This window comes from Chryseobacterium sp. KMC2 (assembly GCF_016756935.1).
In the GTDB taxonomy this organism is placed as follows: Bacteria; Bacteroidota; Bacteroidia; order Flavobacteriales; family Weeksellaceae; genus Chryseobacterium; species Chryseobacterium rhizosphaerae.
This window is the reverse complement of the sequence record NZ_JAESIT010000013.1, coordinates 133846-150725: the sequence shown is the minus strand read 5'-3', so window position 1 is coordinate 150725 and position 16880 is coordinate 133846. Positions and strand designations below refer to the sequence as shown.

The 16880-nt window shown below is 35.3% G+C and carries 16 protein-coding genes; 8 read left to right on the top strand and 8 right to left on the bottom strand.

Translation table 11 applies throughout. The annotated features are described in order from the left end of the window. Positions 1 to 114: 114 nt before the first annotated feature. The 7 genes from JML65_RS16185 to pdhA all read right to left on the bottom strand — a co-directional run bounded on the left by JML65_RS16185 (position 115) and on the right by pdhA (position 6833). Positions 115 to 1011: a phytanoyl-CoA dioxygenase family protein gene (locus JML65_RS16185; protein WP_237390907.1), complete on the bottom strand. Its 897-nt coding sequence runs from the start codon at positions 1009 to 1011 to the stop codon at positions 115 to 117. A 114-nt stretch (positions 1012 to 1125) separates the two neighbouring features. Continuing rightward, complete coding sequence (locus JML65_RS16180; protein WP_202271409.1) at positions 1126 to 2037, bottom strand: hypothetical protein; 912 nt, start codon at positions 2035 to 2037, stop codon at positions 1126 to 1128. After that, the gene (gene radC / locus JML65_RS16175; protein ID WP_047495620.1) at positions 2034 to 2711 is read right to left on the bottom strand and encodes a RadC family protein; all 678 of its coding nucleotides are present in this window, start codon (positions 2709 to 2711) and stop codon (positions 2034 to 2036) included. Before radC ends, JML65_RS16180 begins: the two co-directional genes overlap by 4 nt. Before the next feature lie 36 nt (positions 2712 to 2747). After that, positions 2748 to 3326: a murein L,D-transpeptidase catalytic domain-containing protein gene (locus tag JML65_RS16170; RefSeq protein ID WP_047495623.1), complete on the bottom strand. Its 579-nt coding sequence runs from the start codon at positions 3324 to 3326 to the stop codon at positions 2748 to 2750. A gap of 14 nt (positions 3327 to 3340) precedes the next feature. Beyond that, a complete protein-coding gene (locus tag JML65_RS16165) occupies positions 3341 to 4009 on the bottom strand; it encodes an ABC transporter ATP-binding protein (protein ID WP_047495625.1) in 669 nt (222 codons plus the stop codon). 113 nt (positions 4010 to 4122) lie between these two features. Beyond that, entirely contained in the window at positions 4123 to 5733 is a 1611-nt protein-coding gene (locus JML65_RS16160; protein WP_202271408.1) for a 2-oxo acid dehydrogenase subunit E2, read from the bottom strand. A gap of 98 nt (positions 5734 to 5831) precedes the next feature. Beyond that, positions 5832 to 6833 (bottom strand): pyruvate dehydrogenase (acetyl-transferring) E1 component subunit alpha, encoded by a 1002-nt coding sequence (pdhA, locus tag JML65_RS16155; protein WP_047495631.1) that lies wholly within the window; start codon positions 6831 to 6833, stop codon positions 5832 to 5834. A 125-nt stretch (positions 6834 to 6958) separates the two neighbouring features. Here pdhA and JML65_RS16150 point away from each other — a divergent pair, with 125 nt between their 5' ends. From JML65_RS16150 to JML65_RS16140, 3 genes are read left to right on the top strand one after another with little or no spacing between them, the layout of a single operon-like run. After that, complete coding sequence (locus tag JML65_RS16150) at positions 6959 to 7561, top strand: phosphatase PAP2 family protein (RefSeq protein ID WP_047495634.1); 603 nt, start codon at positions 6959 to 6961, stop codon at positions 7559 to 7561. Between the two features lie 8 nt (positions 7562 to 7569). Next, positions 7570 to 8061 carry a BlaI/MecI/CopY family transcriptional regulator gene (locus tag JML65_RS16145; protein ID WP_202271407.1) on the top strand — a complete coding sequence of 164 codons (492 nt, stop codon included), beginning with the start codon at positions 7570 to 7572 and terminating at the stop codon, positions 8059 to 8061. A 12-nt stretch (positions 8062 to 8073) separates the two neighbouring features. Next, a complete protein-coding gene (locus JML65_RS16140; RefSeq protein ID WP_202271406.1) occupies positions 8074 to 9849 on the top strand; it encodes a DUF4153 domain-containing protein in 1776 nt (591 codons plus the stop codon). Positions 9850 to 9888: 39 nt separating this feature from the next. On the opposite strand, the gene JML65_RS16135 is transcribed toward JML65_RS16140, so the two are convergent. Next, positions 9889 to 10260 (bottom strand): RNA recognition motif domain-containing protein, encoded by a 372-nt coding sequence (locus tag JML65_RS16135; RefSeq protein ID WP_047495638.1) that lies wholly within the window; start codon positions 10258 to 10260, stop codon positions 9889 to 9891. Between the two features lie 604 nt (positions 10261 to 10864). Between JML65_RS16135 and JML65_RS16130 the strand changes: the two genes are divergently transcribed. From JML65_RS16130 to JML65_RS16110, 5 genes are all read left to right on the top strand, one after another. Continuing rightward, positions 10865 to 11260: an acyl-CoA thioesterase gene (locus JML65_RS16130; RefSeq protein WP_047495641.1), complete on the top strand. Its 396-nt coding sequence runs from the start codon at positions 10865 to 10867 to the stop codon at positions 11258 to 11260. Continuing rightward, positions 11257 to 11817 carry a helix-turn-helix domain-containing protein gene (locus JML65_RS16125; protein ID WP_047495643.1) on the top strand — a complete coding sequence of 187 codons (561 nt, stop codon included), beginning with the start codon at positions 11257 to 11259 and terminating at the stop codon, positions 11815 to 11817. The genes JML65_RS16130 and JML65_RS16125 overlap by 4 nt, the downstream gene beginning before the upstream one ends. Positions 11818 to 12076: 259 nt before the next feature. Further along, entirely contained in the window at positions 12077 to 14935 is a 2859-nt protein-coding gene (locus JML65_RS16120) for a heavy metal translocating P-type ATPase (protein ID WP_202271405.1), read from the top strand. A gap of 4 nt (positions 14936 to 14939) precedes the next feature. After that, on the top strand, positions 14940 to 15665 hold the full coding sequence (locus tag JML65_RS16115) for a DUF72 domain-containing protein (protein ID WP_202271404.1): 726 nt from the start codon (positions 14940 to 14942) through the stop codon (positions 15663 to 15665). Positions 15666 to 15972: 307 nt separating this feature from the next. After that, positions 15973 to 16833 carry a polysaccharide deacetylase family protein gene (locus JML65_RS16110; RefSeq protein ID WP_047495652.1) on the top strand — a complete coding sequence of 287 codons (861 nt, stop codon included), beginning with the start codon at positions 15973 to 15975 and terminating at the stop codon, positions 16831 to 16833. Positions 16834 to 16880: the final 47 nt, after the last annotated feature.

Here is a 16880-nt window from a genome sequence, read left to right as displayed (position 1 = left end):
CTGTCTGAGCAATACCAGGAAAGGAATCGCAATGATCAATGCAAATGCATACGGTAGATATTCTGAAAAATTAGCCATAATTTTAGGTGGCAAAATTACTAATATTTTCTGAAACTATAACTCAAATAAAGCAGGCCTTTGTGTAACTTCGTGATAACACACACTGTTTTCATCAAAAAAATGATAAACAAGACTTTTTCTGGTTCTGTTTTTATCCAAATGAGGTTCTCCGCCATGAAGAATATTAGCATGCCAGATTAGTAAATCTCCTTTTTTGGCTCTGAAAATTTCTTTTTTCAATCCCAGTTCTTTCACTTTATTCTCAAGGAATTCTTCATATGCTGTATAGCTCTTTTTACCTATTTTGAAAGCAGTTCCTTCATTATCATAATCAGAATTCAGGAAGTAAGGAAGCTTTTGACTTTTGGGGATATAATGCAGTGCTCCATTATTTTCATCTACATCTTCCAACGCAATCCATACACCCAGAAGTCCTCCCAATGGATAAGTAGTCATATGAATACTGTCCGAATGGGTTTTCTGCTGGCTTCCATTGATGAAATTTATACTCTGGAAAAGCTTGGCCTTACCATTTAATAGTACGGATAAGAATTCTGTGAGCTCCTTATCATTTCCTATATTTTTAAGAATTTCCGAATGATGAATCGCAAACATCAGTTTCCCTCCATATCTAAACTTCAAAGTACCGTCATTAACCATGTTTTCAATCTCCTGATTGATTTTATCGGCAGTTTTCGGGCTTAGATAGTTTCTGATGATCATATATCCGTTATCATCATATTGAAGAGCACTTTCTTTAGCATCTTCTGATAATTTAGTAAAAAAAGGAGTGGCAGTAAGCTTATCTTTATCTGCTTTTCTTTCTGTATCAGGGAGATGGGCAAAATCTGAGCTGGAAATACTGGAAAAATAACTCTTCTTAATTCCGTATTTTTTATACAATGGGATATTATGTTTTAACTTACTCTTTTTAAATAAGTTATATAACATATATGATAATTTATAATTGCGAAGTTGCTGGAACATAATTGTTGGAATAAGTATGTTATAAAGTTAGGGAATAATACTTAATTAGAACCAATCTAAACAATGGTTTTTATCATATTACAAGAGTTTACCGCTTATTAAAAAATACCCAAATTTCTTCAAAAGATCTTTTTTGGAATTTTCAATAATTGCATAAGGTTTTAATTCCGGGCGGAACCCTCTGAAGAACTCTTCAATATTGGGTAGTTCCCCTCCTTCAAAATCAAAGATATGAGTTTCAATAGTTTCTCTGATGACGGTATCGATCAGAACCGAAGCACCGGATATTTTCACGTAATCTTTGTCATTAAATGTCCCTAAAAGTGCTACCATATTACAATCAGAATAGGTTGCAATAATATTGATGATCTTATGATGATAAAAAAAGGCAGAAAATTTGAGATAATTCAAATGATAGGAAGCTTCAAAAATCCTCATGAAATCAGGAAGATCATTTTCCTTACTCAACCCTATCATATTATTTTCTATAAAGAGTTTAGCTTCCTCATAGCTAATTGTTTTAATTTCAGAATTCTTTACCACTTCATCATCCAATCTGAGTTTTCTTTTTCTTTTTGGAGAATACCGTGCATATACTTTTTCGTAAGAATCCGGATAGAGCAAAAAGTTTTTTTTCAATCGGAGCTTCGTTTGAAGCTGGTTACAATCATTCAGTGGGTAAGCTCTAATCAAATAGTTTTTTTCCAGAAAATGCAAAAAAGCCTCGTTAAGCTGTACATCATCTTTAGGAGAAAAAATACCTAATTGCTGACAGAGTTTAGGATTATGAACAATTTTAATTCCATATTTTTTTACAAAAGGAACAGGCATTACTGCCTCATAGTCATTATAGACTAAGATTTCCCATTGCTTTTCCGAAGTGGTATCTAAAAAATCCTTAGTAGCAGAATACTTCTTCTGTTCAGAGTTTTCTAAACATTGGGAATATTTTACGAAATCAATTTCATTGTATCTTAATCTTCTAATCATAATAATCCTGTGTCCGAAAAACTAAAATATGAATCCTGTGTAATGATAATATGGTCTAAAAGCTGGATATTTAAGGTTTTCCCGGCTTCTTTTATTTTTTGTGTAATATTAATATCTTCCCTGCTTGGTTTTAAGCTTCCCGAAGGGTGGTTATGTGCTATAATAATACCTGTTGAAAAATGATCCAATGCTTTTTTAAAAAGAATTCTTACATCTACAATAGACTGGCTGATTCCTCCCTGCGTCAGCCGTGATATATGGATGACTTTGTTACTGTTGTTAAGAAAAATAGCCCAAAATTCTTCAGTTCTCAGATCGGACAACTGATTTTTAAGCAGTACGTAAGCGTCATTGCTATTTCCGATAGTTGATTTTTCCGGAATTTCCTGTCCTGCTCTTCTTCTCCCTATTTCTAAAGCGGTAGCAATAGAAATGGCTTTAGCTTCCCCTATTCCTTTAAATTTCATTAAATCTTTAATAGAAAGCAGACTCAGCTGATGCCAGTTATTATCTACAGAAGCCAGAATCTTTCTCCCAAGTTCTAAAGCACTTTCCTCTTTACTTCCACTTCCCATTATGATAGCCAATAGCTCAGAATCAGAAAGCGAGTTCTTACCTTTATGTAAAAACTTTTCTCTCGGTCTGTCATCCTCGGCAAGAAACTTTATGGGCATGGGAGATAATTTATGGGTTATGATTTATATATAAAATTAATAAAATGCATATAAAATGATGGGCTGTTCTGATTGATCAATATATTTTGCAGTTTCATTAAATGCATTGGCAGAAAGCATTGGGCATCCAAGACTCAGACATGCCGGATTTTGAGATTCACTATCCGGAACACATCCATAAGAATGGAGTACAATTGCTCTTTGCATAGCATTGCTATTAGTGGTATCCAGCCCTTTTAAACGGTATGCTTTTCCGAATTTCCCAACATAGCTTTCCCGAATTTCATATTTCCCTAATGAAGACTGATATGATCCTTCAATATTACTAAACTGCAAAGTACTTGAATGGGGAATAGCGGAACCTGAACCATGAGATACAATTGCTTTTTGTACTATTCTATCTTTTTTTAAATCGTAGATAAAGTAACGGTATTTCCCGGAATGTATTTTAAAATTTATAAAAACAGCCAATTCCTGATTATAGTTTTTCCCTTTGAGATAGCTTTTAATCTCAGAGATTTTAGACTGAGGAACTCCGGATACATCCAACTGCTGGGATTCAGCTTTTGAACAGGAGATCAATAGTATAAAAAGGAAAATAAAGTGTTTCATCATCTGGCTGGCCTCTGCTATTCTATAATCATTCCGTCTTTCATAACAAGTTTACGGTCTGTGATTTCAGCAAGATTCGGGTTATGGGTTACAATAACAAATGTCTGATTATATTTATCTCTCAAATCAAAAAACAGCCTGTGAAGGTCGTCTGCATTTTTTGAATCCAGGTTACCTGTTGGCTCATCCGCAAAAATAATCTTAGGAGAATTAATCAATGCTCTGGCTACAGCCACCCTTTGAGCTTCACCACCTGAAAGCTGATTGGGCTTATGGTGCAGTCTCTGTTCTATCTTTAAGTCTTCAAATAAAGCATGTGCCTTATCAAGAGCTTCTTTTTCATTAGCTCCGGCAATTTTGGTAGGAAGCAAAACATTCTCCAAAGCAGTAAACTCGGGAAGAAGCTGATGAAACTGAAATACAAAACCAATATTCTGGTTTCTGAATTTAGAAAGCTGTTTATCATTCATATTGATAAATGATTCTCCAGCTATGGCAATTTCAGTATCATATTTAGATGAAGCCGTAGGATGATCCAATGTTCCTAAAATCTGCAATAATGTAGATTTACCGGCTCCCGATTCCCCAACAATAGAGACAACTTCTCCCATCTTGATGTGAATATCAACTCCTTTCAACACTTCTAAATTCCCATAAGACTTATGGATATTTCTTGCTTTAATCATGATTCAAAAATAGTAACATATTGTTGATTTTACAACAAATTGTTACAACATTATTGATCGTAAAACAAAAAAACCTCCCAAAGCGGGAGGTTTTAGTATGTACAGTTTAGAAATTACAGTAACAATGTTAATGGATTTTCTAAATATGTTCTTAATGTTTGTAAGAATTGAGCACCTGTAGCCCCATCCACTACCCTATGGTCACATGCCAATGATAGTTTCATTGTGTTTCCTACTACAATCTGACCGTCTTTAACAATTGGTTTTTCAATAATTGCACCTACGGATAGAATGGCAGAGTTTGGTTGGTTGATAATACTTGTAAATGTTTCGATTCCGAACATTCCCAGGTTAGAAATAGAGAATGTAGATCCTTCCATTTCATTAGCTTTAAGACCTTTATTCTTAGCTCTTGAAGCCATATCTTTCACTGATGCAGAAATCTGAGTGTAGCTCATCTGGTCTGTATTCTTCAATACAGGAACTACCAATCCGTCAGGAATAGCTACTGCTACACCTACATTGATATTTCCTCTGTGGATGATCTTATCACCTGCCCAGCTTGAATTTACCTGAGGGTGTTTTCTTAAAGCAATCGCAGTTGCTTTAATAATCATATCATTGAATGAAATTTTAGTATCTGGTAAAGAATTGATCTCTTGTCTAGCTACAATAGCTTTATCCATATTGATCTCAACCATCAGATAATAATGAGGGGCAGAGAATTTACTTTCAGAAAGACGTTTCGCAATGATATTTCTTACCTGTGAGTTTGGAGTCTCTGTATCTTCTCCCTGAACGAAGTTTACTGCTACTTGAGCAGCAGCACTTGCAGCCGGAGCTGAAGCAGCTGGTTTCGCCTGAGATGGCTGATAGCTTTCAATATCTTTTTTAACAATTCTTCCGTTTTCTCCAGAACCCTGAACACTGTTGATATCAACACCTTTGTCCTGAGCCATTTTTTTAGCTAATGGAGAAATTGCAACTCTGTCAGAAGATGAAGAATCTGCAGCTGGAGCAGCTTTTTCTTCTGTCTTAGTTTCTGCTTTTTGTTCAGCAGGTTTTTCTGATGACTGAGTAGCAGCTTTTGGAGCTCCTACAGCTGAAACATCTGTTCCTGCAGGGCCAATCATTGCTAATACGGAATCTACCGGAGCTGCACCACCTTCTTCTACACCTTGCTTCAATAATACTCCATTGAATTCAGATTCGAAATCCTGAACCGCTTTATCTGTTTCAATTTCAGCAAGAAGATCTCCTTCTTTTACTGTATCTCCTACATTTTTATGCCACTTAGCTACTTTACCTTCTGTCATAGTATCAGAAAGTCTTGGCATTGTAATAATTTCTACTCCTGCCGGAACTTCTGCCGCAGCAGGCTCAGCAGCAACCGGAGTTTCTGATTGAGGTTGTTCTTCTGATTTTTTTTCTTCAGAACCTGCACTGGAAGCAGCTGCTCCACCTGTTAATCCTGAAATATCTTCTCCTTCATTACCGATGATCGCCAAAACAGAGTCTACAGCAGCAGCATCTCCTTCTTGTACACCCACGTATAAAAGAGTTCCTTCTATTTCAGATTCGAAATCCTGAACTGCTTTATCAGTTTCAATTTCAGCTAAAATATCTCCTTCTTTTACTTTGTCGCCTACTTTTTTATGCCATTTTGCCACTTTACCTTCCGTCATAGTATCAGAAAGGCGGGGCATCGTAATTACTTCTGCCATAATTTTTTTTAATTTGAAAATTTAGCCACCTGAAAATTTGAAAAGGATCTATGATGATCGTCAGTATTTTCAAATTTTCAGATTAACCTATTATCTTTTTAGTTTTCTAATTTATCTAAGAATGGATAATTTTCCTGAGAATATACATACTCATAGATTTTTTCTGTATCCGGATATGGAGAGTTTTCCATGAACTCTATACATTCGTCCACAAAGTCTCTAGACTTGTTATCCATCACTTCCAATTCTTCTTCTGTAGCCCATCCGTTGGATAAAATTCTGTGTTTTACCAATTCGATAGGGTCATCATTTTTGTGAACGGCAACTTCTTCTTTTGATCTGTAAGGCTCTGCATCAGACATAGAGTGTCCTCTGTAACGGTAAGTTCTTGCTTCGATGAACGTTGGTCCGTCTCCTCTTCTAGCTCTTTCAATTGCTTCGTAAGCAGCTTCAGCTACTTTTTCAGGATCCATTGCATCTACAGCAAGACAAGGCATTTCATATCCTAATCCTAGCTTATAGATATCTTCGTGGTTGGCTGTTCTTTTTACAGAAGTTCCCATTGCATACTGGTTGTTTTCCACAACAAATACTACAGGAAGTTTCCAGTTCATCGCCATATTAAATGTTTCATGTAATGAACCTTGTCTTGCAGCTCCATCTCCAAAGAAACAGATATTTACAGCTTTTCTGTCAAAATATTTATCTGCAAAAGCAATACCAGCTCCTAAAGGAATCTGTCCTCCTACAATACCATGACCTCCATAGAAACGGTGTTCTTTACTGAAAATGTGCATAGAACCACCCATACCTCCGGAAGTACCGGTTGCTTTACCGCAAAGTTCAGCCATGATTCTCTTAGGATCTACTCCCATCGCCATTGGATGGATATGGCATCTGTAGGCAGTAATCATACTGTCTTTCGTTAAGTCCATTGCATGCGTGAATCCGGCAGGGATTGCTTCCTGACCGTTGTACAAATGTAAAAAGCCTCTGATCTTTTGTTTTAGATAAAGAGAACGGCATTTGTCTTCAAACCTTCTCCACATTGTCATATCTTCATACCACTTCAGGTATACCTCTTTAGAAAATTCTTTCATGTGTTAGCTCTTGCTTTTTTATGATGAAATAGTTGAGCAAAATTATGAAAAAAACTTTGTTTTTATTGTATACATATCAATTGTTTTTTTGGTTATAGTGTTATATTTGACTTTTAAACTTAAACATGGAAGAAAAGAACTCTTCATTAACGCACAAAATTTCAAAGATCATCTCTGATTTTTTCAATCCTTTGGTCTCCCTTTTTATCTTTTTCATTTATATGAGTATACAGTCATATACGCTAAAAGATTCCTTAGTATACTTCCTGCCTATTTTATTATTGATTATGCTTCCTGTGATTATCTGGCTCGTATGGAATGTAAAAACAGGAAGATACACCAATATGGATGTTTCGAACCGGGTACAGAGAAAAACACTCTATATATTTATTGCTGTATGTGTACTTACCTATATTCTTTTTAATTATATCAAAAACGGATATGTGGATTTCATCATGCTGTTTATCCTTATTCTTCTTTTCGCTTTACAGATCAGTAATCTTTATATTAAAAGTTCTATGCATACAGCCTTCAATGTATTTGTAGCAGCTTTGTTTTTCTCATTAAACTGGAAGCTGGGAATTCTTTGGCTGGGTATTGCTGCTTTAGTGGGGATTACGAGAATTATTCTAAAAAGACACACCATTAAAGAAGTATTTATGGGCGCAGGAATAGCATTTTTAATATCTTTTATCTATCTTTATTGCAATATACAATTTCAACATTAGAAGAATATATGAAAATAAATCATCTTACTGCCGCAGAGGAAAACTTTATGAAGCTGTTTTGGAAGTTGAATTCCTTTTATCTTAAGGATGTTATGGAACAACATCCGGAGCCCAAACCACACCAGAACACGGTCTCTACATACTTAAAAATATTAGTTGAAAAAGGCTATTTGTCTACTGTAAAAGAAGGCAGGATTTTTAAATATTCAGTACTTGTTCCTTTTGAAGAATATAAAAAGTTTCTACTGAAAGAGCTTTCCCATCACTTTTTTAATGATTCCGGAAAAGAGATTCTGGAATTTTTAATGAATGAAAAGCTAATTTCACAGAACGATCTGAAAGGATATTTTGATCTTAAAATTGAAATAAAACCTACCAAAATAGAAGAACCGAAATTTGAGTTCGCTGATGAAATTCTAAGTCCTAAAAAAGAGAAGAAAACAAAAGTAAAAGAAAAGGATAAAGATAAAGACAAAAAGAAAAAGAAGAAAAAAATATAAATACCGAGGCTTATGAAAACAAAATTTCTTGAGATAACGGGAAAAGCCAAAGAAGTGATATTTCGTTATCCGATGGTCCTCTTCATGGCTCTGTTAACTTCTTTTGGGGCGATCTATTTATATGAGACCATAAGATCAAGAAATGACTCTTTCACATGCTACATGTTCAGTATCTGTTCCGGCTTGGGAATATCATTGATGTTTGCATTGAAAATACTTTCCCAGCGAATAGGAAAACGGTATCTGCTAGAATCTGCAGGAATTATCGGCCTGGTGGGATTTTTTTTTATTCTGCCCGGCAACAAGAAAGATTTTAATGAAGTCTATGGATATATCATTGCTGTAGCATTCATTCTTTCTCACCTGCTGGTTTCTTTTGTAGCCTTTTTAAACAAAGACAGGGAAATTAGTTTCTGGCAGTATAACAAAAATCTATTTGTCAATATTGTACTTACGGCTATATTCACAGGAGTGCTCACAGCCGGAGTGGAACTGGCTATTTTAGCAATTGACAAACTTTTTGATTTTCAGTTTAATGATAGCGTTTACTTTGATGTATTCTTCTTTCTGGCTATTGCCGGAAGCTGTCTGATTTTCCTGATCTTTAATGAAAGAGGATTGCCAGACCTTGAAGAAGACGGCAAATATCCTGTTGTTTTAAAATTTTTCACCCAGTTTATTCTGATTCCGCTTCTTTGTATCTATGCCATTATTCTTTATTTCTATTCATTTAAAATACTGATCAATTGGCAACTTCCAAGGGGTTGGGTCTCTTATCTGATTCTTGCTTACAGCATGGTAGGAATTCTTGCTTTATTGCTTGTGCATCCATTAAAAGAGGATCATACCAAATCCTGGGTTAAAGTATTTTCAAGATTATTTTACTATACGGTTATCCCTCTGGTTATCCTCCTTTTTGTTGCTATTTTCACCAGACTTTTAGCATATGGCTATACAGAGCCAAGATACTTTGTTTTACTCCTGGCTTTGTGGCTGACAAGTTTAGTGGTTTATTTTATTTTCAACAAAAAGTCAAGCATAAAATTTATTCCTCTGAGCTTATTTATATTGGGGGTATTTTCACTTGTTTTTCCTTACCTAAATGCTTTTAGCGTAGCCAAAAGAAGCCAGAAAAATGAATTGATTAAGTTATTAAAAGAAAATAACCTGCTTACTGGAGGTACAATAGATTTCAATAAAAAGATATCAGATTCTGTGATTGATAAAATGTCATCACAGTTTGAATTTTTGATAAAAAGAAAACAGGAAAGTTTTTTGCTTACTCTCGCAGCCCCTAAAGTTCGGGATAAATGGTCAAAAGATTTTGAAGAACCCTATTACTGGGCAATCAATAACAGCCTTAGAAATTCTTTTACTTATGCTGATAAACATTCCGGAGCACCTGCGTATGAACAACTGACGCTTGAGTCAGAAACAGATGTAGTAAATATTGAAAGCTATCAGTATTTAATTAAATTCCAAAGTTATGGCCAGGAATCAAAAGAAATCAATGGAGATCTGTTTCTTATTGACAATAAGACTGAAAAGATCAAAGTAATCCTGAACTCAAAAGAAGAAGTAGATTTTACTCCGGCTATTGATAAGCTATTTAAAGATAACATCCATAGAAGCGGAACGGTAAAATTAAAAGAAGTGGCTGTAGAAAGTGATCTGGGTAAATATCATATTAAGATTATTTTCCCTACGGTCACAACTCAAAAAGATACTTACAGTAAAGGTGGAAATATTTATTATAATGATGCCTTATTCCTGATCAGAGAAAAATAAAGACATAAAAAAAGCGGCTTAAAAGCCGCTTCATATTTTTTACCAACGTTTTCCACCGCCGTTGTTTCCTCCGCGATCACCTCCGCCACGGTTATTTCCATAGCTTCCGCCACCTCTGTTGTTTCCATAACCACCACCTCTGTTGTTATCGAAACTTCTTCTTGGCTTCTCTTCTCTAGGTTTAGCTTCAGATACGTTAAGCTCTTTTCCGTTGAATTCTTTCTGATTAAGAGCTTCGATAGCTTGTTGTCCTTCTTCATCACCCATCTCTACAAAACCGAAACCTCTTGAACGACCAGTTTCTCTGTCTGTAACGATTTTAGCTGATGATACATCACCAAATTCTGCGAATAGATCATGCAACTCATACTCTTTAGTTGCGTAATTGATGTTTGAAACAAAAATGTTCATTTTAAATAAAATTAAAAAATTAATAAAAATTTGGTATATAAAAGAAAAGCAACATAAATTAATGAACAAATATTGATTCCAAATATAAACGAATGCAAGATACAATAAAAAATCTAAAATCAAAATATTTTTTACCTCCCCTTCATTTTCAAATGTTTTCTCTTATTTATTTTAATCATTAAACAATACATAATTATCGTATAACAATATTTATTTATTAATATACAGACAAAAGTTAAAGTTAGTTAACATAATAATTTATAATAATACTGTCCGTTTTTCACCCTATTAATTTTCATTTTCATTCAAATAAAACAATATTATCCCGGGAACTATTGCAATAATAGTCAATCTACACATTATAATGGTAAAAACGAAGAGGTCATAATCCCGGATTTTTCAAAAAAAACACTGACCTTTATCTGTTAAAAATTGAGAAAATACAGGCTATTAAGAATGCTCTTTATGAACAGCGACTTAAAAAAAAGCAGGCTCCAAAATAAAATGATTGAGAAAATGAATAATCTTCTTTCGATCAATAAATATCATTCTTTTGAAAAGCCCGGTTTTAAACATTAAATTTGCAAAACAAATTATTAAAATTATGAACTACCATACCAGAAAATGGGTAAAACCTGAAGATTTAAATCCTAACCATTCTCTTTTTGGAGGAAGACTTTTACAGTGGATTGATGAAGAAGCTGCGTTATATGCAATTATCCAGTTGGAAAACACAAAAGTAGTCACGAAATTTATCTCCGAAATTAATTTTGTAAGCTCTGCAAAACAGGGAGATATCATAGAAATTGGTATAGAAGCAACCCACTTCGGCTCTTCTTCGGTTACTCTTAAATGTGACGTCCGAAACAAGATGACCCATCAAACGATTATTACAGTTGATAAAATTGTAATGGTAAATCTTGATCAGGATGGAAACCCTGCTCCTCACGGTAAAACTCAGATTGAATTTGTAAAAGACAGATTAAACAGCAGTTTATGACAATCTTCATAAAAAACATGGTCTGCAACAGATGTATTTCTGCTGTTGAAGATATCTTCACCAAAGCTGATGTGAAAATAAGCTCCGTTATATTAGGCGAAGTGGAAACAGAAACTGAAATATCAGCTGACAAAATGAAGACCATTGAAAAAGAGCTGCTCGAAACCGGTTTTGAAAGAATTATGGATTCAGCCCATCAACTGGTTGAAAAAATCAAAAACCTTATCATTGTAAAGGTCAGTGAACTTGACATTGCTGATAATTTTTTGCTTTCCGAATTTTTAAGTTCAAAGCTCCACAAAGACTACAGCGCTCTTTCCAAAACGTTTTCACAAAATGAGAATATTACCCTGGAACAATTCTTTATTCTTCAAAAAATTGAAAAAGTAAAAGAACTCCTTTTATACAATGAATTCAATCTTACCGAAATTGCAGGGAAACTGGGCTATAAAAGCGTCCAGCACCTCTCTACCCAGTTTCGGAACAGTACCGGCTTTACCCCTACTGAATTCAAGAAACTGAAAGACCATCACAGAAAACCTCTGGATAATCTTTAATGTTTGAGCGTGGGAGTGCCAGAGAGTTTAGCGCAGGAAAGAATATAAGCAGTATCGGAATAATTACCTTCGTACTTATAGGGATGAAGTTTTTCCTATTTGGCGTTTTGATAAGAATAAATATAGATATCCTCCCACCCTCTTATTCTAATACTCCCCCGCTCTAAAACCCTCCAACCAAATTTTATAACTATTATCCTTAAATTTATAACAGCATTATTCCTCCTTTTTGGAAATTTGTAATATAAATTTAAGAATCATGGAACAACAGTATAAAATACTCGGAATGACCTGTTCAGGCTGTCAGAAAAAGATTTCCAATCAACTGAACAGCATAGATGGTGTGAAAGCCGATGTAAACCTGGAGAACAATACAGCAACAATCACCTCTGATCACAAAGTTGAACTGTCTGTTTTGAATAATGCTTTGGCCGAAATAGGAAAATACAAACTTGAAGATCCGAATAATCCGGACAAGGCTTTTGTAAAACCTCAGGATCGCGTATCTCCATCTTCAGTATATTATTGCCCAATGGAGTGTGAAGGCGAAAAAGTATATTTCAAACAGGGAGAAAGGTGTCCCGTTTGTAAGATGTATTTAGTTCCTATTGAAGAAAAACTGGCAAAAGATCCCCATCACAAGCCAGCCTATTCCTCCACTCACCTTCCGGAAAATTTCAAAACCAGTGTTGGAAAGCATTATTGCCCCATGTTCTGTGAAGGCGACAAAGTTTATGATGAAAAAGGTGATTGCCCGGTATGTCATATGCACTTAGAAGAAATCACTGAAGATCTTGTAAAAAATACAGATACCCACAGTCACAGTCATCATCATTCCCATACCCATGATCACAGCCATCATCATGCAGCTCCTGCAGTAACGGATGAAATGGCAGGGAAATACTATTGTCCCATGTATTGTGAAGGTGATAAAACTTATGATTCTAACGTAGGCTGCCCTGTTTGCGGAATGGATCTGGTAAAATACCCTGAAAAGAAAACAGCAAAATATACCTGTCCTATGCATCCTGAAATCATCCGGGATGAACCGGGAGACTGCCCTATTTGCGGAATGGACCTCGTAAGAATGCCAGACAGCGGAGATGATGAGGAAGATGAAACCTACACTCTCTTAAAAAGAAAATTCATTACTTCATTGGCATTTACTATCCCCGTTTTCATTCTTTCAATGGGTGGAATGTTTATCAATTTTCCTTTTTCCCATCAGGTGCAGGGATTTATTGAGCTGGCCTTGACACTTCCGGTTATGTTTTACTCCGGGTGGTTCTTGCTGAAAAGAGGCTGGGTTTCCTTCAAAACATGGAACCTCAATATGTTTAGCCTTATCGCACTGGGAGTTGCAGCTGCATTTATATTCAGTATTACAGCATTAGCTTTTCCGGATATTATTCCACATGAAATCCGTGGGCACAATCATGAAATCCCTTTATATTTCGAAGCAGTCTGTGTCATCTTAACATTGGTTATTTTAGGGCAATTGATGGAAGCGGCAGCTCATAAAAAAACAGGAAATGCCATTAAGGAATTAATGAACCTGTCACCGGATGAAGCTAATCTTATCGTCAATGGTGAGGAGAAAAAAGTTCTGCTTTCCCAGGTAAAAATCGGAGACCTGCTAAAAGTAAAACCCGGTGAAAAAATTCCGGTTGACGGTAAAATTACAGAAGGAAGCTCAATTGTAGATGAAAGTATGATCACGGGAGAGCCTGTTCCTGTGGAAAAGAATATTGATGACAGAGTATCTTCAGGAACCATCAACGGGAATCAGGTATTCATTATGAAAGCTGAAAAAGTAGGTGACGAAACCCTTCTTTCGCAAATTATAAAAATGGTAAATGAAGCCAGCAGAAGTAAAGCACCTATTCAGAAGCTTACTGATAAGGTTTCAAAAGTATTTGTTCCGGTAGTCATTCTTATTGCGGTCCTTACCTTTTTTCTATGGCAGTTTTTTGGTCCGGAAGGAAAAAGAAGTTTATTTGCTTTCATCAATGCGGTGGCGGTTTTAATTGTAGCCTGTCCGTGTGCTCTTGGGCTTGCAACCCCTATGTCTCTGATGGTAGGAATAGGGAAAGGAGCTAAGAACGGTATCCTGATCAAAAATGCAGAGGCTCTCGAGCAAATGAATAAGGTAAATGTTCTGATCACAGACAAAACAGGAACTTTAACGGAAGGGAAACCCTCTTTGGAATATATTGAGACGGTAAACAGTGAAGACAAAAATCAAATCTTACAGTTAGCATTTTCGCTCAACCAAAATTCTGAACACCCTTTATCCAATGCGGTTATAAAAAGAGCTAAAGAAGAAAATATTGCCGCTGAAAAAGTAGATCAGTTTGAAAACATTTCAGGAAAAGGAGTGAAAGGTAAAATCAATGGGAAGATGGCTTATCTAGGAAACGAAAACCTTGTCACTTCTCATCAGATACAGATTCCGGACAGTTTAAAGCAAAAAGCCATAGAAGTACAGTCAAAAGCACATACGATCTCTTATATTGCACTGGATCAAAAAGTATTGGGCTTCATAAGCTTTACAGACAAAATTAAATTAAGCTCCAAAAAAGCAGTGGAAAGACTGATGAGCGAAGGAATTGATGTGATCATGATGACCGGAGATAATGAACATACCGCGAAAGCAGTAGCTGATGAACTGGGAATCAAACATTTTAAAGCCAACTGTCTTCCTGAGGATAAACTGAATGAAGTAAAAAAACTACAGCAGCAGGGAAAAATAGTTGCGATGACCGGTGACGGAATTAATGACTCTCCTGCCCTTGCACAATCCAACGTAGGAATTGCCATGGGAACAGGAACAGACGTCGCTATAGAAAGTGCTGAGATTACATTGCTCAAAGGAGATATTCTGGGAGTAGCAAAAGCTAAGCTGCTAAGCGAAAAACTTCTTAAAAACATTAAAGAAAATCTATTCTTTGCATTTATCTATAATGTATTGGGAGTTCCGGTAGCGGCAGGATTATTGTATCCATTCTTTGGAATTCTATTATCACCCATGATTGCAGCTGCAGCCATGAGCATCAGTTCCTTATCGGTGATCCTGAATTCATTGAGGCTAAATTCCGTAGATCTGGATATAAAATAATAAAATGAAAAAAGAGAATCTTTACATTGGATGCTCAGGATTTTATAATAACGACTGGAAAGGGTCGTTATATCCTGAAAATGCTCCAGGTAAAGATTTTCTTTCTTTATACGCCAGGGCTTTTAATGCTGTAGAGATCAACTCTACATTTTATAGGATTCCAACAGCCAAAACTCTTTTAAAATGGTATGATGAAACTCCGGAGCTATTCAGATTCTTTATTAAGATTCCCAAAGCCATCACTCATCAGAAACGCCTTACAGAATCAAAAGAAGATATTATAAGCTTCTGTACTCATATTCAAAACAACCTGAAGGATAAGCTTTCCGGTTTTCTGTACCAATTCCCTCCTTCCTTTAAAAATACCCCGGAGAATCTTAACCTCATTCTTGATAATCTTGATTTTAATTTTTTAAATGTTATTGAATTCCGTCACGAATCATGGTGGCAGAAAGAAATATTTGATTTCTTAAAAAATATCAATACTGTATTTTCAGGAGTAAGCTTCCCCGGAAACCTCCCTGAAGATGTAGTCATTAATCATCCTGAAATAATCTATTACAGACTGCATGGGAAACCTGTTCTCTATAAATCCGAGTACAGCAATGATTTTCTTGACCATCTTGCCGCCAAACTCAAGATGACGAAACAAACAGCCTTTATATTCTTCAACAATACCTGGGGAACTTCCGCTGTTAAAAATGCAATCTACTTACAAGAGATTTTATAATCCTTTTTTAATTTCAACAATATAAACGGTATCAATTTGTTAAAATTAAATAATTCCCCACAATAGGAAGAATTATTTAATTTCAATGAAAATAGAGAAACTCTATTGTTTTCGCATTTATAAATGTTAAAAAACAGATAAAACAAAAACATAAACTTATAATCAACAGATTAATTGAAATATGCTTTAAAATAAAGTTCTTAAAATAACCTTAAAAAGAAAAAACACCTTAAATAATGGCATATAATTTGTTAACTTTTCAGTGTTATTTTTAACGATTTTTAACAATTTAATTTCCATTACCTTTATGAGAAAAATTTTTGCGGGAAAGTCAAAAAACACGACTTTTCTCGGGATGTTTGCATTGATGAGTGCAACTTCGGTTTTATTGAACAGCTGTAACTTCAAGAATGATGTGAATGAAAAGCTCAATTCACAAGAACATCCTACCGCGGAAATAGTCCCCAAAATAGATGATGAAAATATAGATCCTGATAAAAGGATCATCTACCTTACTTTTGATGACGGCCCGAACCAGGGCACAGAAAACCTGTTAAAAATCCTGAATAAAAGAAATGTATGTGCTACAGCTTTTCTTGTAGGAAAACATGCCTATGGAAGTAAAAAGCAAAAGGATGATTTTGAACTTTTAAAGCAGAATCCTCTTATTGAGCTTGCCAATCACAGCTTCAGCCATGCCCACAACAAATACACAGATTTTTATAAGAATGCACAGGCAGTGGTACATGATTTTGATATTGCAAAAGACAGCCTTAAACTTCAGGATAAAATTGCCAGAACTCCGGGGAGAAATATCTGGAGACTCAACAATATTAACGTAACTGATATTAAGAGCTCTACTCTTGCAGCAAACGGACTTAAAAATGCAGGCTATAAAGTAATCGGATGGGATCTCGAATGGAGGCCTTCACAAAAAATGACTCTAAAAGGGAGCCATGAAGCCATGTTGAAAAAAGTAGACAGCATCTTCATTAACGACCTTGAAAAAACTTCAAGACACCTTGTTTTTCTTACTCATGATCAATACCTTAGAGATACTGACTCTATCAACGAATTAGATCTGTTTATTGAAAAGCTGCAGAAAAGCAACAAATTCGTTTTCAGAAAGATTTCACAATATCCGAAGATTAACGAAGTTTTGAACTAATATTTTTTTGAAAAAAGTATAGCCTAAAATTAATCTATAGGCAGAAA